Origin of the sequence: Paenibacillus sp. RC334, from assembly GCF_030034735.1 — a bacterium.
In the GTDB taxonomy this organism is placed as follows: domain Bacteria; phylum Bacillota; class Bacilli; order Paenibacillales; family Paenibacillaceae; genus Paenibacillus; species Paenibacillus terrae_A.
The window spans coordinates 2,086,873-2,106,777 of record NZ_CP125370.1 but is presented as its reverse complement, the minus strand read 5'-3'; the positions used below and the strand labels follow the sequence as shown (position 1 = coordinate 2,106,777).

Sequence of the window (19,905 nt, the reverse complement as noted above, 5' to 3'; positions counted from 1 at the left end):
ACCCGGGCGATTCGGTAACCTTTATTCTTTTTGACGAGTATCCTGCGGATATTGAGCTCGCAAAATAAACAGACGCCGCCCTGACAGGACGACGTTGTTATGTTCCATTAGGGGAAGGCCAGCTTCCCCATTACGGTAGGGCGTTCCGCTCCGGTGGCGGAAGGCAGATTATTGCAGAGACCATGCATAAAATCGTTGCCAAGCAGCGCAAAAATAACGGCTTCTTTGGCATCGTCGCTCACTCCGAGCGCTCCTGAAGTCAGCACCTTCAGCTCCGGCAGCAGACGTTCCAGCATTGCCAGCAGCGTGCGGTTATGCGCGCCTCCGCCGCTGACGATCACTTCATCCATCCGGCACACCGGAAACACATGGCGGCGGTAGCCGTCGGCGATCGTCCGGGCGGTAAAGGCGGTGGCTGTTGCCACCATATCCGCACCGTCAAGCCCGCGCTGCCGGGCCGAAGCTACGAACTGCCGGGCATAGTCTTTGCCGAATATTTCCCGGCCGGTCGACTTCGGCGGCTTCCGGGCGAAATAGGGATGCTCCAGCATTTCTGATACCAGCGTCCCGTCGGACTGGCCCTGCGATGCCCAGGCTCCGTCCTCGTCGTAGGACAAGCGGCCATCCGTCAGCAGATGCACCACCTGATCAATAACCATGTTGCCTGGACCAGTATCGAACGCGAAGACCTGTTGAGGAGTGCACGAAGGCGGCAATATGGTGCAGTTGCCGATACCACCGATATTCTGGAGCAACCGTCCTTTTTCAGGATGCCGGAAGAGGATCAGGTCGCCGTACGGAACCAGCGGCGCTCCCTGACCGCCGACGGCCATGTCAGCCGGGCGGAAGTCCCCGACAACGTAACGGCCCGTTCGTTTGGCCAGCACGGACAAATCTCCAAGCTGCAAGGTGGAACGGAGCAGATGGGGATCATGGCTGGCTTTTTCCGGGATATGCCAGACGGTCTGTCCATGGGAGCTGATCAAGTCGATCTCTTCCATCTCCATTCCGGCGCCGCGCACCGCCTCAACTGCCGCCTCGGCAAACCGTTCGGCCAAATAGACATTCATGCCGCATACCAGTTCTACCGATGAATGCTCCACGGTGCACAGCGACTTGAGCCGCTCGCGGAGCGCAGCTTCATAAGGCACGCTGTAATAATGCAGCAGCTTCACCCGCGCATCCATTCCGCAGCCTTCAATAGACACCACTGCGGCATCAATGCCGTCCAGCGAGGTACCGGACATCAGGCCGACTACAGTGGCGTTAGTTTTGTTCCAGAGTGTGCCGATCATAGGCTCATTCCCCACCCCGCCGGATAGGCGGAGCCCAGTGAGACTGGTAGCCGCCCGCGGAAAGGAATTTCCCCGAGTAGCGCTTTGGCCGCACTCTCCAGCGCGAGCGGACGACTCTCGTAAACGGCGGCATAGACCTGCACGCCCGGCATGACGAGCAGGTCATACGGATTGCGCAGCGCGACGACGGCCATTGGCTTGCCAAGCGTCTGCAATGCTTCGGCCAGCTTGGCCTGCGCGGGATTAAACCTGGCGTTGTAGGTGCCAAGCACAATCTGACCGATTTCCTCCGCAGCGGCTACCGCCAGCAGCTCTGCGCTGTACTGTGCGAATTGATCGGACGGAATGACGCGGTCTTCGCATTCCAGGCCATGCTTGCTCAGCGCCGTACCAAGGCCAGGAGCAGGCGCGAAGGATTCATCGACCTGCGTGGCGACCATCGGAGCAGCCGTAATCACCAACGTGCGCAACCGCCGCAGTGGCAGCACCGGCGTATCGTTGCGAACCAGCGTCACGCTGGCTTCGCTGATCCGCCTCGCCACCTCCAGGTGTGCTGCGGTTCCGCAGCGTGCCAGGCCGGATAACGCCTGGCCTACTGCACCGCCGCCCCCAAGCAGACCGCGCTTCGCCTTCAGGGCCAGCAGTCGGCGCACTGACACATCGAGGCGCGCCTCGCTCAGCCGTCCCTCCGCTACCGCCCGGCCGATCGCCGCAATGGCGGCAAGCTGGCGATCGGCGCGGTGGCTGATCAGGATCATGTCCGCGCCCGCTTCAATCGCCATTACGGATGCTTCCACTGTTCCGTAATGTTCAGCGATCGCATTCATTTCCATGCAATCGGTCATAATGATGCCTTCAAAACCAAGCTCCTCGCGCAGCAGTCCGGTCAATACCGTCTTCGACAGAGTAACGGGCAGCTTCTCCGGTTCCAGCGCCGGAAAATAAATATGCGCCGACATCATGGCATCCACCCCTTCAGCAATTGCCTGTCTGAACGGCACCAATTCCACCTGCTCCATCCGAGTCCGATCATGCGGCACCGTCGGCAGATCCAGATGGGAATCGACGGCGGTATCGCCATGGCCGGGAAAATGCTTCGCCGTAGCGGCAACACCGGCATCCTGGAACCCGCGCAACGTTGCCACTCCGAAATCGGCCACGCGCTGCGGCAACTCCCCGAAGGAGCGGACTCCGATTACCGGATTGTCCGCATTATTGTTGACATCCATCACCGGAGCATAGTTCAGATTGATGCCCATTGCCGCCAGCTCGTTCCCGCTGACAAAAGCCGCCTCATAAGCATCGGCTTCCGACCCCGCCGCGGCAATTGCCATTCCGCCAGGCATCAGGGCAACGTCCTTGGTAACCCGCGCCACCATGCCGCCTTCCTGATCAATGGATATAAAAAGCGGTGGCGTCCCGCCCTCCAGAGCCGCACGCTGCAACGACGCTGTCAGCCGTGCCACCTGCTCCGGCGACTCCACATTGCGGGCGAAATAGATAATTCCCCCGATTTTGCCGGTTGCGACAAGCTCCCGAACTTTATCCGTCAGGGCAGTTCCTTCAAAGCCGCACATTAACATTTGGCCGATCTTGTCCGCAAGGCTCATGCCAGCGAGGATCGCATCGAGATCATCCCCCGGCCCCGCAGTGTTGCGCAAATCCATATTCACAGCCGCTCCTCCCTTCGCTTCAATAATATCGTCCAGCCTCGCGTCTTAATATCGTTCAGTCTTTCGCCTCAATATCGTCGGTCCTCTCGCCCATCCGGCTCTGTATCTTCCCGATGTGCTTCAATGTATGTTTCCCCGCGTTACCACGCCTGCCGCTTCAGCCGCCGTATTCGCCATTCGCTCAGGTATAGAGCAGATACGGGCGAGCCAGCTCCTTCCAAGCTGCGCTGTCCTGCCGCCAGGATGCTTGAATATCGCGCAGACCCGCTGCCGACGCGATGGAGCGGCGCACCTCTTCGCCTCCAGTAAGCAGGTCGATGAAATATCTGGAGCCTTCCTGCGGCGGGGCCAGCCAGCGGAATGCCTGCGGGTACAGGGCGTTGACCTCGTGCAGCAGCAACAGCCCTGTATTTACGGATTCGTAACGCTGCGGATCGGTAATGAATAACCGCACGCCGCCGCACAATTCCCCCCGATATTTGGAAAAGGCCGGGGTAGCGTATACAGGGTGCACATGCACCCCCGGCAGTCGGTGCTTATTCATGGATTCGGACAGACGAGCGCCATCCAGCCAAGGCGCGCCGATCCACTCGAAAGGGCGGGTGGTGCCACGTCCCTCGGATAGATTGGTCCCTTCAAAAAAACAGGTTCCGCCATAAGCTCTGACTGTCTCAAGGGTCGGCATATTCGGCGAGGGCAGCATCCAGGGCAGCCCCGTGTCCGTATATTGCATGCTGCGGCTCCAGCCCTCAAGTGGAATCACGTCGAGATCGCAGCCCAGCCCTTTCAAATCGTTGACCATTCGCGCCAGTTCTCCAGGAGTCCTTCCGGTGCGGATCGGCATTGACCATGCGCCAACCATGGATTCATAACCTTCCTGCAGCAGTCCGCCTTCGCAGACGGTCCCGCCCAGCGGATTGGGACGGTCAAGGATAAGCAGACTTTTACCATTCTCGGCGCAGGCTTCCATTATATACAGCATGGTGGAAACATACGTATAGAAGCGCATCCCGAGGTCCTGCACATCAAAAACCAGCGTATCCAGGCCGACCAGCATGTCGGGGGTAGGCTTTTTATGTCTGCCATACAGGCTGTATACCGGAAGCCCCAGTACAGCATCCCGTTCATCTTCGAACTTCACGCCTGCCTGATACTGCCCGTGTATGCCATGCTCGCAGGCAAAAAGAGCCATCAGCCGGGACGATGCCAGTCCGCGGCAGACCTCGGCGGTGGAACGGAAATCCGCCGTAATCCCAGTCGGATTGGTCACCAGCCCGATCCGCCGCCCCTCCAGCAGCGGGTGTGACAGCCCCGCGGCCAGTCGGTCCACCCCACTGCACACGCGGGCACTCATCGCAGGCTCCCGCCCGCCATTCCAGCGCCAGTCTCCGCCGCTTCCCCGGCTTCGTTGTCCTCATCCGGGTGCAGCACATTATAAGCCGCTTTATGGAGGTAAACGGCAAGAACGCCGTTGTACAAAGCGGAAAAACCTACAACCGTGACGGCCAGCATCACGCCGACGCACAGTGCTTGAAAAAAAGCACCTATCGTATAGGCCGGATGGCGAAGGAACAGCTTTACGCTCTCTCCCATCGCCTTGAAAATGCCCAGCTTCTGCTGAATGACAAGCTGGAGCGTATAGAACTGAGAGACCAATACCATAGCGACAAAATACGTCTGGATGATCGCGAGCATCCGACTCAGTATCCCTTCGCGTCCCCCGTAATACCACCAGGTGGACCACAGAATGAGCACCAGCAGCGAACAGAGCAGCCCGAAAACCGCCGCAGGTGCAAAGCCGCGCCGCGCCCCCCGGAACATCTCCCGCATTGCGAACTTGTTCCCCCTCCGTTCTCCGGTGATAGGCATAAAACGCGCCGAACACCAAAGGCATATAAATGAGCGGAATCAGGATAAACGCAAAGGCAAGCGGCGCGAACAGGACGACTGGCACCAGCACGGCCGAGCCAGCGAGGCTGAGCAGTGTAATCGGTATAATCTCCCTGAACGCCTCTGATCCTGTGCGAACCAAAACGTCATTCAGCTTGCGCATGATTGTCTCCCCCTTTTATCATAGCAGTCCAGCTTGCTTTTAACGGCTGCCGAGTTGTCCGACTACCAGAGGATTCTGTCCTCCGTCACCGGATCGAAGTAACGCGCTTTGGCCAGGTCGAGAATAAACGGCTTATCCAGCCCGTTGTACGCCTTGGTCTCCGGATGCACCTTGGCTGTAACCAATCTCTCACCTACGTGAAAATAGACCAGGTTCTCGGAGCCAAGATGCTCCACAACCTTGATATGTGCATTCAGCCGATGCTCAGCGGAAACGCCCGGCGCAAAGTCCTCGCCGTAAATATGCTCCGGGCGGATGCCGAGAATGACCTCGCCACTTTCATATCCTTGAAGTCCCGTGGCGGCATCCTGCGGCAGCTCGAATTCTCCGCCGGATATGAGCAAGCGGCCCCGCTCCACGCGGGCATTGATGAAGTTCATCGCCGGGGAGCCGATAAAACCGGCCACGAACATATTTTTCGGGTTGGCATACAGCTCTGTCGGTGAGGCAATCTGCTGAATGACGCCTTTGTTCATGACGACGATCCGCTCGCCCAGGGTCATTGCCTCCACCTGATCATGGGTGACATAAACGATGGTTGCGCCAAGCCGCTTATGAAGCTCGCCCAGCTCGACCCGCATCTGAATACGCAGCTTGGCATCCAGGTTGGAGAGAGGTTCATCGAACAGGAACACCTGCGGATCGCGCACAATCGCACGGCCTACGGCGACCCGCTGACGCTGCCCGCCGGACAGCTCGCGCGGTTTGCGCTCCAGCATATCCTCCAACCCAAGGATCGTTGCCGCTTCCCGGACCTTTTGCTCGATATAATCCTTCGGTTTCTTCAGATTACGCAGGCCAAAGGACAGGTTCTCGCGGATCGTCATGTGCGGGTACAGCGCATAATCCTGGAACACCATGGCAATGTCGCGGTCCTTGGGGTGGAGATTGTTGACGATGCGGTCACCGATGATGATATCACCGCTCGTCTGCTGCTCAAGGCCCGCTATCATCCGCAACGAGGTCGTTTTGCCGCAGCCCGACGGACCAACAAACACAACAAATTCTTTATCTTGAATAACAAAATCGGAGCCCGCCACCGCTGTAAAAGCCTGCTTGTTCTGATCGTTAAATTGTTTGCGCACATTGCGAAATTCAACACGTGCCATAGCCTTTCCCCCTTTAAGTTCCCCCACAAAAACTTACACATGGACATTGTCAAAATCCCGGGAGCGGCATCCATGCCGTTTTATCACTATGCCGTTCTCCCATACAAGCAAAGCCTGACCGCCGCTTCAGCCTTTGACCGCTCCGATGGTAATTCCCTGCAGGAAATACCGCTGCAGCGAGAAAAACAAGATAAGCATCGGCAGCGCGCCAACCGTCGCCCCGGCCATAATCGCTCCAAAGTCTGTCGATTCGGCAAAAACGAAGGAAGCCAGACCCACCTGGATCGTCCGCATCTCCGTCGAATTCGTTATCAGGAACGGCCAGAAAAACTCGTTCCAGGAGGCCACAAAGGTGAAGATCGCCAGCACGGCCAGCCCCGGCTTGGCCATGGGCAGAATCACCTTCCAGAAGATGCCGAACTCGCTACAGGCGTCAATCCGGGCCGCATGAATCAGCGAGGTCGGAAGCGAAGACATGTATTGCTTCATCAGAAAAATATTACCGACCGTTACTGCGGTAGGCAGAATAATCGCGGTGTAGCTGTCGCCAAGATTAAACACATTGACGATCAAGATATATAGCGGGATCAGCGTCACCTGCGCCGGAATCATCATCGTGCTAAGCAGCACCCAGAATATCGCATTGCTGCCAGGGAACTTCAACTTGGAGAAGGTATACCCGGCCAGCGAAGCGAAAAACACGTTGGTTACGGTCAACACGGTAGAAATCAGCAGGGAGTTGAACAGCCAGCGCCAGGCCGCCGTTTTGGCAAAAAAACGGTCATACGGCGCAAACGACAGCGCCTCGGGAATCATCCGGGGCCGGAAGCTGGCCGTCGCCATCGAGTCCTGCACGGAGCCGATCAGCATCCAGTACAGCGGAATGATCGTTACGATCGCCCACACCACAAGGATGAGGGTCGCCACGGCCAGAAAAACGGTTTTTGATCTGGTTTTCATGTAATGCTCACCCCTTCGCCCTAATACTCGACATCGCTCGAGAAGTATTTAAACTGGATGACAGAGACCAGGATAATCAGGAATGCCAGTACGAACGATTGGGCCGAAGCCAGGCCGAATTCATAAAATTCGAACGCCGTCTGGTAGATTAAATAGGCAATTGTCGTGGTCGCAAAGTTGGGGCCGCCCTGGGTCATCATATACACCGAAATAAATACCTGGAAGGAAGTAATTACTCCCGTAACGAGCAAATACAGCGTCGTCGGCTTCAGCAGAGGCCAGGTAATGCGTGTGAACTTGGTCCAGCCGCTGGCATGGTCAATGTCGGCAGCCTCATACAGCGATTTGGGCACCCCGCCCATAGAGGCCAGATACAGGATGATTCCTGCGCCGTGCGAGCCCAGCCAGTTCATCAGAATCAGGGAGAACAGCGCGGTTTTGGACTGGCCCAGCCAAATGACAGGATCGAAGCCGAACCAGCCGAGGAACCGGTTGAGCAGACCCACATCGGTCGGGTCAAAAATGGCCAGCCAAACGATGGAGATCGTCACACCGGAAGCTACCGCAGGCAGATACAGCGTTGCTTTGAAAAAAGTCTGCCATTTTGTCCTCATCTGGTAGATCAGATATGCAAGCACAAAGGTGATGATAATGTTCATCGGCACCGTGCACACCGTAAAGATGACCGTATTGCGCATTGATTTCCAGAAGGTCGCATCCTGCACGAGCCGCTCGTAATTGTCCAGTCCGACCCAAGTCGAATCCATAATGTTGTACTGTTGAAAGCTCATGATCAGGGCGGAGACGACCGGATACAGTGTAAACACGAGAAACAGCAGGACGGGCGCCAAAATGAACAAGTAGGCCCATCCGTATTCACGCCATAACCGCCCGGCGGAACTGCGCACCCGCTTTGGCGCGATTGTCGTCATCTCTTCCTCTCCTCCTGTCTATTTGCCGAGCATTTGCGTTCCTTTGCTCTTGAACTCCTCGGCGATTGCCTCCGGCGTTTTCTCTGCGGAATAGAGCGCCTGAAGGTTTGGTGTCACCACCTGCTCCTTGAACTGCTTCATTTTGGCGGCCGTCGCCGTATCGAGCTTCAACGTGACCGGATTTACGATATATTTGGCCATGGCCGCCGATGCCTTGATCGTCTCTTCCGAGCCAAGCGCCTTGCCGGCGAACAGGTCCGCCTGGGATTTGCGCACAAATGGCAGCACCAGCTCATTAGAGGAATTTCCAGCTTTTGCATTGCTCAAGTATTCAAGCACTTGGAATGTATTTTTGGCATGCTGCTCGCCTTTGTCGTTTTTCTGTTTGAAGGCGATGTAGCCTTCCGCCCCCATCGTTGTCTTGGCCGGAGCATTGTCGTTATGCGGAACCGGCAGCAGCACAAAATCGATTTTTTCACCTTTTACCTTGCCGGAATTAATGTCCTTGTTGCGGTTCTGGATCATGACGTCATAATACGGAATTGCTTTGGAAATAATCGCAGCCTGTCCGGCATAGAACATATCGGATCGTTTGGCCGGGGCAATCGCCGCAGTTTCCTTAGGCATATATCCTTTATCCAGCAGCCCTTTGATGAAATCCAGCGTCTCGACGATTCGCTCGTCACCCCATTGGAACGCCCCGGACTCATCCAGAACATCAGGCATATTGTTGTTGCGGGAGAGCATTTCGATAAAATCAAGCGAGGTACCGTCCGTAACCAGCGGATATTGCTTTGAGCCGTCGCTCAAGGTTTTGGTCAGCTTGGCCGCCGCCTCGTTGAACTGTGACCAGGTCCAGCCTTCTTGCTGGATTTTGGCCCAATCAATACCCGCTTCCTCCAGAATGCGCTTGTTGCCTCCCCAAGCCCACTGGAACTGGTACAGCGGAAGCCCGTACTGTTTGCCGCCAATCTGTGCAAGCTCCAGCGTTCCAGGCAGGTAATCAGTTTTGATGTCGTCGGTCATGTAGGGATCAAGATTAAGGGCAAGACCGGTATTAACATACGTGCCGTCCACGCTGTGAAAATACAGGTCCGGCGGGCTGCCGGCGTTCAGGGCAACGTCAAATTTCTTCGGCCCCTCGGCCCAGGACAGCACTTCCGTCTTCACTGTAATGTTGGGATGCTCTTTTTGAAAATTGGCCACCATTTCTTTCAGATCATCTTCATATGTGCCGTGTACCGGATAGGTCCAGACTACAACGGTATCCTTGTCATCCGGGCTTGCGGCTTCCTTGTTTCCGCCCGATTTGCCGCAGGCGCTCATCAGCATCAGCACAACAACCATACAGAGCAACAGACTTTTTTTCATCGTTTCCTCTCCCTTTTGCATATGTTCTTGTTATTTGGCGGCAATGCTGCACCCTGCCCAAGGCGCTACAGCCGTTTGATTTGCTGCCTGCTTCTCTCCAGATAAGTGACGGACTGCTCGTAATTCCGGCTGGCTACGGCGAGATACAGAATGTCAATCAGATTGAGCTGGGTAATTCTTGACGCCATCGCTCCGCTGCGGATTTCATTTTCGGTGGCGGAGGTACACAGCGATATGTCTGCGTTCCGGCTTAATGTGGAATTGCCGTATTTGGCGATGCTGATCACGGTGCCGCCGTTCTCTTTGACGATGGACGCGGCGCGAATTACTTCTTTCGTCTCGCCGGAATACGAAATGCACACAGCCGTATCTTCGGCGGTTGCCGTTATGGCACTGGTCAGCTGCACATGCGGGTCGGCGAACGAAAAGCTCGTTTTGTTGATCCGCAAAAACTTCTGCTGGGCATCCATCGCAATGAGGTTTGAAGCCCCCACTCCAAAAAAGTAAATCCGCTTCGCCCGGTCAATCGCCTCCACTGCCCGCTCCACCATCTCTTCATCCAGAATTTTCAGCGTATCGCGGATCGATTGGATGTTATTGTTCGATACATTCTGCATAATCGCGGCAATGGTATCGTTCGGACGAATTTCCTGATAGCCAACGATTCCTGGATCTCTTCCCTGTAAATCGCCAGCAACTTTGATTTTAAGCTCCTGATACCCCTTGAATCCGATCGTCTTGCACAGTCGGACAATGGCTGCCTGGCTTGAGCCGCTTTTTGCAGCCAGCTCGGCAATGGACAGATGGATCATCTCATCCGGATTCTGCAAAATATACGCGGCAATCTTGTGCTCAGATGGACTGAGCGATTCATGCAATTCCCGCAGACGAATTAAGCCGCCATTCATTGAAAGCAAGCACCTCCCTGATAAAGTGGTATTTTGCAAATGATGCTCGAAAAATACCTTCAATCTTAAATGTTAGATTAGATAACATGAACGGTTTGTTATCCTTCCAAAACATTGGATTGAATTCATTATATGAGTAGTGAAATAAAATTTCAACTCATATTTCTCATGTGAAATTTTATTTTACTTTAAACGAGGTTTCCCATATAATTAGAAAAAAATCAAAGTGGTGATTGATCGATGAAAGTGTATGTAGGCCTTGATGGAGGCGGCACAAAGACCGATGCAGCCGCTTTGGACGAACAGGGAGTCATGCTGACCCGCTGTACCGGAGGGCCTTCGAATCCGCATAGCGTCGGATTCGAGGTAGCGCTTACAGAAGTCATGTCAGTTATTGACGTAGTATTGGAACAATTACAGACGAAAATTGAAGATTGCGCTTCCATCTGTCTTGGTATGTCAGGTTTTTATACCAAGAAAGAATGTGATCTGCTTAAAAGCTCTGTTCAGCAGCATCTGTCAGAACGTGGGCTTGTCCTTCCAGTGTTTGTGCGCTCCGAAGGAGAGATTGCCCTGATGGCCGCGCTCAGCAGCCGTTCCGGAGTGCTCATCATTTCAGGCACAGGCTCCATATGCTACGGTTATCTCCCGGACGGTTCCCGCCTGCGCACCGGCGGCTGGGGACATTATCTGGGCGATGAAGGCAGCGGTTACCAGGTCGGCCTGCGCACGCTGAAAGCGGTCATGCGCAGCTTCGACGCCGTTCATCCCCCGACCATAATGACCGATATGATTATGCAGGAGTATGGATTTCAGCGGATTACCGACTTGAAGGGTTACATCTATAACCCGGCCTACAGCAAAGCGCAGATCGCCGCATTCGCCAAAATCTGCATTCAGGCCGCAGCGCAAGGAGATGTTGCCGCCACTGGCATTCTTGCAAGCGAAGCCGAAGCGCTCGCGGATACGGCGGCAGCGCTGCTGCGCAGATCGCCCGTACTCCGGCAGGGGCAGGCCGTGCTCAGCGGCTCAATGTTCAGATACGCGCCGCTCTTCCGCGAAATACTGTGCGACAGGCTACAGGAGTCATTCGGTGGACTGGTTTTTGTTGATGGGAGCCGGGGAGCGCCGCCTTCGGTTGGAGCAGCGCGGCTGGCCCGCGAACTGGCGAACGGGCGGCAGGATGAACCCCCATCCACCTTGTTGTAGCTTCAATACAGAGAAACAGGATTTTGCATATTCGATTGAAATACCGCTGAAATATTGCTTAGGAAATTATGCAAAATACTCAGTATACTAGACTGGTGGGAGGAAAAACCTCATGAACCATATTTTAGGTAGTTTAGTCACAGAGCAGCCCAATGACAAAACAAATGCAATCGACCATCTCGATTCCGCCGGTATTATGCATCTAATTAACAATGAAGACCGCCAGGTCGCCGAGGTAATCCACGGTCTGATTCCGCAGATTGCCGAAGTAGCCGACTTTATCGTGGAGGCGTTCCGCAATGGCGGCAGGCTGTTCTACGTTGGTGCCGGAACGAGCGGGAGAATCGGCATTCTTGACGCCTCGGAGTGTCCGCCGACCTACGGGACCAACCCCGAGATGGTGCAGGGCTTAATCGCCGGCGGCTTCCGGGCCGTCAAGGACCCGGTCGAAGGCGCAGAAGACAGCGAGGAGTTGGGCGCCTCCGATATCGACGATGCCGGAATCAGCGTGAGCGATGTCGTGATCGGCATTGCCGCCAGCGGACGCACGCCTTATGTGCTGGGCGCGATGAAACGCGCCGGAGAACGGGGAGCGGTGGTTATCGGCCTCTGCAACAACTACGGAACGCCGATGACCAGGCTCGGCAAGCTGACGATTGAAGCCGTCGTCGGCCCCGAGGTTGTCATGGGCTCAACGCGGATGAAATCGGGAACGGCGCAAAAAATGATCCTGAACATGCTGACCACAACAGCAATGATCCGTATCGGCAAAGTGTACCGTAATCTGATGGTCGATTTGAACCCCTCTAACGAGAAGCTGGTCTACAGGGCCAAGCGCATTATCGAACTGGCTACAGATGCTTCCAGGGAGCAAATTGAACAAGCCTTCCATGAATCGGAAGGCCACGTGAAGACGGCGATTGTTATGCTGCTGGCCAGAGTTGACGCCGCTGAAGCACGTCGCCGGTTGACAGCTGCTTATGGATTCGTGCACGGCGCCTTGAAGGAAAGCTAGAATCGCTCCAATATTTGGTACACAACTAATCAAGGGCAGCCTCGTACAACTTAGATGAACATATCAACAACGAGGTGATGACAGCATGACAATCAAAAAGGGAGTATTGCTGGCTCTACTGGCGGTATTGCAGTTCCAAGCGAACCCGTCTTATGCGAAGTCGGTGCCGCTGACTCCAGTGACGACCGTCTATCTGGATGACCGCCCGCTCCAGCTTGCCGCCCAGCCGCTGCTGCTAGACGGGACAACGCTCGTCCCCATGCGCCAGTTGTTTGAGGCGCAAGGAGCCAGGCTCTCCTGGAACGGATCCAGCAAAACCGTAACGGCAACCAAAGACGACACGGTGCTGACCTACCGTATCGGGGAACTCACCTCCACCCTAAACGGCAATGAGCTGTCCCTGAATGTTCCCGGACAGATTGTTCAGGGTAATACGATGATTCCGCTGCGTTTTGTAAGCGAAGCGCTTGGGAGCACAGTGAAGTGGGATGCACTGACTCGGACGATCCGGATTGTTTCCAGAAACGATTTTTTCACAACGGTTCTTTCCGGGGTCAACCTGCGCAGCGAGCCAGATTCATCGGGTGCTTCCCCTTCCCTGAGGCTTATTTCAGGCGGCGAAAAGGTTCATGTCATCCGCGAGGTCAATGCCCTCTGGCTGGAAGTGCGCACCAAAGACAATCTGACTGGATACATATCGGCAAAACCAAAATACAGCGATTATACCAGCCCATCCCTGGCGGAACGGCAAGGGGATGAACTGATCGCCTACGGGGAGAAATTCCTCGGTACCCCTTATGAATTCGGCGCAGCAACCAGCCAGACATCGACCTTTGATTGTTCTTCTTTTGTAGCGGAAGTGTTCCGGCATACGCTCTCCATCGAGCTCCCCCGTGTCTCTTACGATCAAGCTAAAGAAGGCCGGAAGGTCGGGCTAAACGAGCTACGCAAAGGCGACCTGCTGTTCTTCAGCGCACGCGGGCTGGAGATCGGCCATGTGGCTATCTATGCGGGGAACAACAAATTGCTGCATACGTTCTCCAAAGAACGCGGCGTTCATTTTGACACGCTTGACGATAAATGGCAGCAACGTTTCGTAACAGCCCGCAGGCTGTTTTAGAATGAAGCGGCCCTATTTTATATTGTCGAAGGCTATTATGTTGAGGTATTATACTTCAATGGATACTATGACATGGACACAAAATTGGTTTGCTCAACATTGTAATGGAGTCTGGGAACATGCAGAAGCCTTCATCTTCTCCACCCCGTCCTTTTGAAAATTTTCGTACTCTTAAATATGCATATAGCATCGATCGGCTACTTCACTTCTTAATCAATGGCTTCATTTCTAAATTTCCGGAATTCTTTAGGTGTTCTTTTATAATGTTTTTTAAAAGACTGAATGAAGTGATTTGCATTATTGAAGCCCACTCTGTGGGCTATTTCAGTTATTGTATAATGTGTTGAGATTAATAATTCACTGCTTTTCTTGATGCGGTATTTAATCAAGTAATCGTAAGGTGTCATATGAATGGTTCTCTTAAAACTACGATTGCACTCTGAAACACTTAAATGTGCTACATCAGCAATTTCTTGCAATGTTATATTGTTTGAGTAGTTTTGATGGATAAAGCTAAGCAGCAATTGAAGTCTTTCCTGTTGCAGTTTCATGTATTTAGGTGCTTCCTCGGCAGAAATCGAAATATTAGATATTAAAATTAACCATAATTGAACAGTTTTGATGGAAACCTCATATTCCCACCCCCAGTTTTTTTTTCATATCAAATTTCTTTTGCATATCCCAAAGCATTTCTAGTACTTGACTTTGCCATTCAACTTCTCCCTTTATTGCTAATGACACTAAGGAAGAGTTTGTATAAGGTAGTACATAATTTTTTTCCATGGCACTATCTGCATAAAAGGCAAGCAGCTTTTCAGGGAAATTAAAACTAACATATTGACCGTTATGTGTCAGGTGCGTAGTAACATGAAGGGCGCCCTTATTAATTAAAATGGCCTGACCGGTTTCTAATTCATGATTAATCCCATTAACTTGTATAACTAGTTTTCCTTTAGTAACCAAAGTGATTTGTAGTTCTTCGTGCCAATGTAAATCATTAAATCCTCTACCTTCAGGGATACTTCTATGAATAGTATGGGTGTACATGATGTATGGAAATGAAACATCGGGATATAAAATGGTCTCGTGCAATTGTTTTTCCATTTTTGCGAGGTCCTTTCTGATGACGATATTTCTATATAAATTAAAGATATTATTACACAAATTAAATAATAGTGGTGATATTATTATATACAACTTCGCTTTATCATTACAATTCTGTGCACAGAAAACATCTTGGAGGCGTCATTATGAAAATAAATAAACCGTTTCTGCTGTTTCGTCCGTATGTTTTGCTTTTCATCAGCATATTGTCTGTTTCTATCTCTTCCATCATGATAAAATCCTCAGACACTCCAACCTCTGTCGCTGGGATGTACAGACTGTATATATCAGTTATAATAATGCTTCCTTTTGTACCCTGGAAAATGACCCGATCCTTAGAGATGAACAAAAAAGATTGGAGTACCGTTTTCTTAGCTGGTCTTTTTCTCGGGTTACATTTCTTATTCTGGATGGAATCTTTAGTATATACCTCAGTTGCGAGCTCGATGGTCATCTTATCATTACAGCCTTTATTTGTAATGATGGGTTCATACTTTATCTTCAGAGAACGAGCAAACATAATAACAATACTTTGTTTGATCGCTGCTCTTTTCGGTTCAATCATTATAGCTTGGGGAGACATTGGGATTTCGAAAGGGGCATTAATCGGAGATGGATTATCTTTATTAGGTACAATCTTGGTTTCAGCATATATGTTGGCAGGACAGAAAGTAAGTCACAAAATAGATGCAAATTTATATAGTGTTATTGTTTTTTTTCTGGGTGGCAGCGTCATGCTAGTCTACAATTTGTTGAATAATTATTCCTTGATCGAATATGACTCGTCGGATTGGATGTATTTCTTTTTACTTGCAGTAATTCCAACTATTTTCGGACAATATATTTTTAATCTGTTATTGAAATCAATGGGTGCAACTACTGTTTCTGTAGGTATTATTGGAGAACCTGTTCTCGCCATAATTCTCGCCTACTTTTTCTTGGGAGAAACAATCTCTGTATCTCAATTCATAGGTGGAATGATGACTTTATTCGGTATGGGGGTGTATTTTTGGGCAAAATCCTTAAACTATACAGTTGCTAAATATTAAAATTGTAATTAATTAGTGTGTAATTCAAAAATAACAGTAGATGAGGAGAATGTTTAAATGACAACGATTGACGATTTTTTGAAACTGGATATTCGTGTTGGAACAATTATTAAAGCTGAGTTTTTCGCAGAAGCAAAAATACCTGCTATTAAACTTGAGATTGATTTTGGACAAGATATTGGAATAAAAACATCTAGTGCACAAATTACAAAAAGATATGTCGCTGAAGATATTATAGGGGGGACAAATAATAGGTGTAGTCAACTTTCCTCCCCGACGGATAGCAGGCTTTAATTCAGAGGTATTAGTCCTTGGAGGAATACCCGAAAAGGGGGATGTGGTTCTATTGAAACCAGATATTAAACTACCTGATGGAACACCTATTGGGTGACAGGTAAACATTACAAAGGCTCTACCGGTTACATACCGATAGAGCCTTTTATACCGAAACAATGATTGGGCATTACCGTGACATTGCTTTAAAAATTAAACCCAACAGGCTTTAGTGATGATAACCAACAGAATAAAGAGCACCAAAATTGCTGCTGGCGATGTGAAAGCACCAAAACAGTTTTCCCTACGCTCTTCCCTACGCTCTTCCCTACGCTCAGCTCCTCCAACACATCCACTCACATGAACTCCTCCTTTTTTTAAGATACTGTATACCGTATGTGTCATTCAATAAATTTGACAAGGCTAAACGGAAATTACTTCAATTAAAAAATTCTGTTAACCTCAGGTATCTGTAACAGTTTGTCAGGTGGAACTAATACTCGCTCCATAGGTCCACGCTTACTATAAAGTAGGATGTACACCATGTTATCAGAAGGTTGAAATGACGTATATCCATATTTTATCCTGATATCTCTTTTATATCGCTCAATGTGATTGCTTGAATAAACCTTTTTCCCCTTGTCGAAAGCACCAGTTTGTATCATTTAACAGAAAATCACTGAATGAACAATGTTGCTACGATTAAATAATACGAAAGCAGAAAGCCCCTGCCGCAAGTGGCAAGGTTCAGATGTAATTATGTAGTTTATGTGAGTTATACTCTATATGATCTCCGAAAAGTGTGATTTTGTTTTATCAAGTCCAAGCAACAATCGTTTCGTTGGAAATCACCAACTTGATCTTTACAAGATTCGAAAAGAGAGATTCCCTGAATAAACAGACTGCTATTGTTAAGCAGGACGGATGTTTCCAACATTTTCAAAATATTAACTGCTACATCTTCAATCCGTCCTTTGCGTAACAGATAAATAGCAAGTTGATAGTGAAAATTCAAGCGCCAGTGATTATAGATATTCTCGTCTCGTTGTTCTAGTTTTACCATTTTGTTAGATAATTTAGTAAGTGTATCTTCAATCGCAAATCCATACTTATTAGCGGCTTCTGTAATGACTGCCAAACCAGTTAGAATTTCTTCTGGATGGTCGAATAGATACTGTGTATATTCCTCTAACATGTCTGCATGTCCCATAAGCATATCAAGAGTGTAGGAGTTAGCGACAGCAAACATTTTGAAATTCTCTACATCATTCTTTCCTTCTTCATACAAACCTTGCTTCTCACAAGCAGTTGCCTTCATCAGATAACCTTGGCCATAATAAACAACTAGATTTCGTTCTGTTTTTAAAAGGGGCTTTTTACCTCTACCTGTTTTTCTTTGTTGCTGTTCTTGATAAGCAACCTTAGCTAATATGATTAGATTATCTGCGCTTTCTCCCAATCGCATCCAGTCATGCAATGTAAAATATGCATTGCCCAATTGTATTAGTCCATCCAACTGATAATTCACAGGTAAACGATTACGAAAAGGTGAAAATCGGGTTACCGCATCTCTGTTCTTTGCCAAATCCTTTCCCAATGGTGCTCAAAACAGCCGATATTGGCTGATTGCCAAACGCTCGGAGTGCTGATATCTCTCATGTTCTGCTACACATTCAAAAAACACAAGCGACTTATGAATGTTTCCTTTGGTGTGCAATTCCTCTGCAACTTCAAACACCAAAGAAATATAATTTAAATCCTCCATCATACGAGATAATACTTGCTCAATACAATTCTTTTTGTCCAACTCCGCGCAACGTAACAAAAAAGGCTTCACACGACTACGATGTGGTTTTCCTGACAAAAAACATTCATCTACATACAACTCATAAAAACAACCTTCCGGATTATTTAGAGTAAAGTTAATTCGATCCAGTTGATGAACCGATAATGGTCGACTAGGTCTTTCACTAAGCAACGAACTGAGATGACTGGATGTAATAGTTGATGCTTTCGCAAAATTTGATAAGTTATATCCCTTCTTTTGCATACACTTCCGTATCTCTGTACGGATTTCAACTGCATATTCCATAAACCTTCCTCCAATCATCAGAACTTGTCATACTGCTACTCACCCTCATATACTAGATCACTACTTTTTTCATATAATATCCTGATTATACAACTGCTTCAGAATGGATATAAATAATATACAAATCAAATTTCTTTTTACATTTTTAGTGTGAAGAAGAAATTATGGTATTTTATTGTACGCTTAAAATGTAAATAAATTAGTAAATTCAACATCATAGCAGATAGCTCATTTTATACACTTACTAATTTTTCAATCCTTAATATAGAGAAGGTGAATCATGTTGGACAATAATAAAAAACACCCTGTAACGCCCTTCGGATGGACGATCAAGCAGAAGCTTGTGGAAAGGCAACTGGATCAGAAAACGTTTTGTGAGACGTACCAAATTCCGCCTTCTCGTCTGTCGAATCTCATTCACGGTACAAGAAAAGCCAAACGACACAGGAAAATAGTATCCCAATTACTTGGCATTCAGGACGAGTCATAGAAACCTATCGTACATATGAGGGGAGACTTTGAACATGCGACATTTTTACAAGCATAAGCCTGAACGTTGTGTACTCTGCCATTCGACAGAATCTATCATTATGTCCAAAGGTGCATTCATTTGTGCCCACTGTTATCTCAAAAGCACGTACAAGTACCCTACCAAGTTAGAGAGCTACCACCGTTCCAAAGTTGCCTTTCTGGTAAGAATGTACATCGAACATCATAAATGAACACACTACTTCACACTGCCTGTTTTACACTCCTTCACAACCTCGCCATGCTAATGACCCTTGAGATAACCATATGCTATAATGTGGAAAGTATGGATAGTTACATGTACAGGAGGATGGGAGCAGAATGATCGGGAAATTTTTAATTTTCTCTCTATTATGGAGCTTGCTCGGCAACCCGTTTCTGGCGTTGCTCGTACTGCTGATTGTGATCTATATATTGGATCGCAGCTTTGTCGGTGTATTGCCCAGCATCAGCAAGCCATGGAAAAGAAGGCGCAATGCTGCCCGGCTGCGTCAACAGATCGCTTTAAATGCCAACGATGTGGCTGCCAAGTTCGATTTGGCTCGTATTTGGATCGAGAGCAAGAAATACCATCAGGCTTTGGAGCTGCTGCTGGACATCCAGTCCCGCTATGAGGATTCCGCAGATTATTGGAACGCACGGGGAACGGCTGAGGTACATACGGGGCACATCGAAGATGGAGAACCGCATTTGCTGAAAGCACTGGACATTAACCCGCGGGTACAATACGGCGAACCCTATTTGCATTTAGCCGCAGCTTTCAAGGAACGTGATGTAAATAAGTCGCTTCACTATCTTCAGCAATTTCAGGAAATTCAGTCCTCTTCCAGCGAAGGCTATTATCTGACAGGCTTGATGTACCGGATGCTGGAACGCAAGGATGAGGCCACGGCAGCCTTTAACCAGTCGATTGCCGTCTATCGTTCTCTGCCCAAATACCGCAAACGAAGTGAGCGCAAGTGGGCTGTACGCAGCTTATTCCGTAAATTAATCGGCTGACGAGCTTATATTTTTTTCTTAACGACCTTTCTCATCCTTTGAGAAAGGTCGTTTTTATGCTTGTCCACCCTGCACCTCCACTCGCCTGAATCGGCTTTTTTTGATACCTGAATTTGGAATGTTTTTTCATAACAGTTATTGACATGCCACAGATC

17 protein-coding genes and 3 pseudogenes are annotated in these 19,905 nt (G+C 49.9%); 7 read left to right on the top strand and 13 right to left on the bottom strand.

What is annotated here, in order from left to right:
• Positions 1 to 107 precede the first annotated feature (107 nt).
• The 9 genes from QMK20_RS09930 to QMK20_RS09890 all read right to left on the bottom strand — a co-directional run bounded on the left by QMK20_RS09930 (position 108) and on the right by QMK20_RS09890 (position 10,361).
• A complete protein-coding gene (locus tag QMK20_RS09930; RefSeq protein WP_283655584.1) occupies positions 108 to 1,295 on the bottom strand; it encodes an anhydro-N-acetylmuramic acid kinase in 1,188 nt (395 codons plus the stop codon).
• The gene (gene nagZ, locus QMK20_RS09925; protein ID WP_283656240.1) at positions 1,292 to 2,962 is read right to left on the bottom strand and encodes a beta-N-acetylhexosaminidase; all 1,671 of its coding nucleotides are present in this window, start codon (positions 2,960 to 2,962) and stop codon (positions 1,292 to 1,294) included. The genes QMK20_RS09930 and nagZ overlap by 4 nt, the downstream gene beginning before the upstream one ends.
• A gap of 187 nt (positions 2,963 to 3,149) precedes the next feature.
• Complete coding sequence (locus QMK20_RS09920; protein ID WP_283655583.1) at positions 3,150 to 4,322, bottom strand: exo-beta-N-acetylmuramidase NamZ family protein; 1,173 nt, start codon at positions 4,320 to 4,322, stop codon at positions 3,150 to 3,152.
• Complete coding sequence (locus QMK20_RS09915) at positions 4,319 to 4,798, bottom strand: hypothetical protein (RefSeq protein ID WP_283655582.1); 480 nt, start codon at positions 4,796 to 4,798, stop codon at positions 4,319 to 4,321. Before QMK20_RS09915 ends, QMK20_RS09920 begins: the two co-directional genes overlap by 4 nt.
• 285 nt (positions 4,799 to 5,083) lie before the next feature.
• Complete coding sequence (locus QMK20_RS09910; protein ID WP_283655581.1) at positions 5,084 to 6,190, bottom strand: ABC transporter ATP-binding protein; 1,107 nt, start codon at positions 6,188 to 6,190, stop codon at positions 5,084 to 5,086.
• Between the two features lie 126 nt (positions 6,191 to 6,316).
• A complete protein-coding gene (locus tag QMK20_RS09905) occupies positions 6,317 to 7,150 on the bottom strand; it encodes a carbohydrate ABC transporter permease (protein WP_283655580.1) in 834 nt (277 codons plus the stop codon).
• A 20-nt stretch (positions 7,151 to 7,170) separates the two neighbouring features.
• Positions 7,171 to 8,082: a carbohydrate ABC transporter permease gene (locus QMK20_RS09900; protein WP_283655579.1), complete on the bottom strand. Its 912-nt coding sequence runs from the start codon at positions 8,080 to 8,082 to the stop codon at positions 7,171 to 7,173.
• Between the two features lie 18 nt (positions 8,083 to 8,100).
• Positions 8,101 to 9,453, bottom strand: coding sequence for an ABC transporter substrate-binding protein (locus QMK20_RS09895; protein ID WP_283655578.1), 1,353 nt, complete (start codon positions 9,451 to 9,453; stop codon positions 8,101 to 8,103).
• A gap of 65 nt (positions 9,454 to 9,518) precedes the next feature.
• Positions 9,519 to 10,361 (bottom strand): MurR/RpiR family transcriptional regulator, encoded by an 843-nt coding sequence (locus QMK20_RS09890; RefSeq protein ID WP_283655577.1) that lies wholly within the window; start codon positions 10,359 to 10,361, stop codon positions 9,519 to 9,521.
• A 240-nt stretch (positions 10,362 to 10,601) separates the two neighbouring features.
• Here QMK20_RS09890 and QMK20_RS09885 point away from each other — a divergent pair, with 240 nt between their 5' ends.
• From QMK20_RS09885 to QMK20_RS09875, 3 genes are all read left to right on the top strand, one after another.
• Positions 10,602 to 11,570 carry an N-acetylglucosamine kinase gene (locus QMK20_RS09885; protein WP_283655576.1) on the top strand — a complete coding sequence of 323 codons (969 nt, stop codon included), beginning with the start codon at positions 10,602 to 10,604 and terminating at the stop codon, positions 11,568 to 11,570.
• A 112-nt stretch (positions 11,571 to 11,682) separates the two neighbouring features.
• A complete protein-coding gene (gene murQ / locus QMK20_RS09880) occupies positions 11,683 to 12,585 on the top strand; it encodes an N-acetylmuramic acid 6-phosphate etherase (protein WP_283655575.1) in 903 nt (300 codons plus the stop codon).
• Positions 12,586 to 12,670: 85 nt separating this feature from the next.
• Positions 12,671 to 13,705, top strand: coding sequence for a C40 family peptidase (locus QMK20_RS09875; protein WP_283655574.1), 1,035 nt, complete (start codon positions 12,671 to 12,673; stop codon positions 13,703 to 13,705).
• Between the two features lie 209 nt (positions 13,706 to 13,914).
• Here the strand turns inward: QMK20_RS09875 and QMK20_RS09870 are convergent.
• Positions 13,915 to 14,809 (bottom strand): annotated as a pseudogene (locus QMK20_RS09870) (AraC family transcriptional regulator).
• A gap of 146 nt (positions 14,810 to 14,955) precedes the next feature.
• Between QMK20_RS09870 and QMK20_RS09865 the strand changes: the two are divergent.
• A complete protein-coding gene (locus QMK20_RS09865) occupies positions 14,956 to 15,858 on the top strand; it encodes a DMT family transporter (protein ID WP_283655573.1) in 903 nt (300 codons plus the stop codon).
• A 57-nt stretch (positions 15,859 to 15,915) separates the two neighbouring features.
• A pseudogene (csaA, locus tag QMK20_RS09860) lies at positions 15,916 to 16,249 on the top strand (chaperone CsaA).
• A 95-nt stretch (positions 16,250 to 16,344) separates the two neighbouring features.
• On the opposite strand, the pseudogene QMK20_RS09855 reads toward csaA, so the two are convergent.
• The 3 genes and pseudogenes from QMK20_RS09855 to QMK20_RS09845 form a co-directional block, all read right to left on the bottom strand.
• Positions 16,345 to 16,422 (bottom strand): annotated as a pseudogene (locus QMK20_RS09855) (YjcZ family sporulation protein); the annotation flags it as partial.
• A gap of 484 nt (positions 16,423 to 16,906) precedes the next feature.
• On the bottom strand, positions 16,907 to 17,716 hold the full coding sequence (locus QMK20_RS09850) for a hypothetical protein (protein ID WP_283655572.1): 810 nt from the start codon (positions 17,714 to 17,716) through the stop codon (positions 16,907 to 16,909).
• 18 nt (positions 17,717 to 17,734) lie between these two features.
• Positions 17,735 to 18,223, bottom strand: a complete 489-nt coding sequence (locus tag QMK20_RS09845) for a helix-turn-helix domain-containing protein (protein WP_283655571.1) — start codon at positions 18,221 to 18,223, stop codon at positions 17,735 to 17,737.
• Positions 18,224 to 18,503: 280 nt separating this feature from the next.
• On the opposite strand from QMK20_RS09845, the gene QMK20_RS09840 reads away from it, so the two are divergent.
• Both QMK20_RS09840 and QMK20_RS09835 read left to right on the top strand, forming a co-directional pair.
• Positions 18,504 to 18,713, top strand: coding sequence for an XRE family transcriptional regulator (locus QMK20_RS09840; protein WP_283655570.1), 210 nt, complete (start codon positions 18,504 to 18,506; stop codon positions 18,711 to 18,713).
• 359 nt (positions 18,714 to 19,072) lie between these two features.
• Positions 19,073 to 19,750 carry a tetratricopeptide repeat protein gene (locus QMK20_RS09835; protein ID WP_283655569.1) on the top strand — a complete coding sequence of 226 codons (678 nt, stop codon included), beginning with the start codon at positions 19,073 to 19,075 and terminating at the stop codon, positions 19,748 to 19,750.
• Positions 19,751 to 19,905: the final 155 nt, after the last annotated feature.

Bases quoted from the DNA above. Each gene is read 5' to 3' on its own strand.
- QMK20_RS09930 (WP_283655584.1), bottom strand. From the start codon at position 1,295: ATGATCGGCACACTCTGGAACAAAACTAACGCCACTGTAGTCGGCCTG.
- nagZ (WP_283656240.1), bottom strand. From the start codon at position 2,962: ATGGATTTGCGCAACACTGCGGGGCCGGGGGATGATCTCGATGCGATC.
- QMK20_RS09920 (WP_283655583.1), bottom strand. From the start codon at position 4,322: ATGAGTGCCCGCGTGTGCAGTGGGGTGGACCGACTGGCCGCGGGGCTG.
- QMK20_RS09915 (WP_283655582.1), bottom strand. From the start codon at position 4,798: ATGCGGGAGATGTTCCGGGGGGCGCGGCGCGGCTTTGCACCTGCGGCG.
- QMK20_RS09910 (WP_283655581.1), bottom strand. From the start codon at position 6,190: ATGGCACGTGTTGAATTTCGCAATGTGCGCAAACAATTTAACGATCAG.
- QMK20_RS09905 (WP_283655580.1), bottom strand. From the start codon at position 7,150: ATGAAAACCAGATCAAAAACCGTTTTTCTGGCCGTGGCGACCCTCATC.
- QMK20_RS09900 (WP_283655579.1), bottom strand. From the start codon at position 8,082: ATGACGACAATCGCGCCAAAGCGGGTGCGCAGTTCCGCCGGGCGGTTA.
- QMK20_RS09895 (WP_283655578.1), bottom strand. From the start codon at position 9,453: ATGAAAAAAAGTCTGTTGCTCTGTATGGTTGTTGTGCTGATGCTGATG.
- QMK20_RS09890 (WP_283655577.1), bottom strand. From the start codon at position 10,361: ATGAATGGCGGCTTAATTCGTCTGCGGGAATTGCATGAATCGCTCAGT.
- QMK20_RS09885 (WP_283655576.1), top strand. From the start codon at position 10,602: ATGAAAGTGTATGTAGGCCTTGATGGAGGCGGCACAAAGACCGATGCA.
- murQ (WP_283655575.1), top strand. From the start codon at position 11,683: ATGAACCATATTTTAGGTAGTTTAGTCACAGAGCAGCCCAATGACAAA.
- QMK20_RS09875 (WP_283655574.1), top strand. From the start codon at position 12,671: ATGACAATCAAAAAGGGAGTATTGCTGGCTCTACTGGCGGTATTGCAG.
- QMK20_RS09865 (WP_283655573.1), top strand. From the start codon at position 14,956: ATGAAAATAAATAAACCGTTTCTGCTGTTTCGTCCGTATGTTTTGCTT.
- QMK20_RS09845 (WP_283655571.1), bottom strand. From the start codon at position 18,223: ATGGAATATGCAGTTGAAATCCGTACAGAGATACGGAAGTGTATGCAA.
- QMK20_RS09840 (WP_283655570.1), top strand. From the start codon at position 18,504: ATGTTGGACAATAATAAAAAACACCCTGTAACGCCCTTCGGATGGACG.
- QMK20_RS09835 (WP_283655569.1), top strand. From the start codon at position 19,073: ATGATCGGGAAATTTTTAATTTTCTCTCTATTATGGAGCTTGCTCGGC.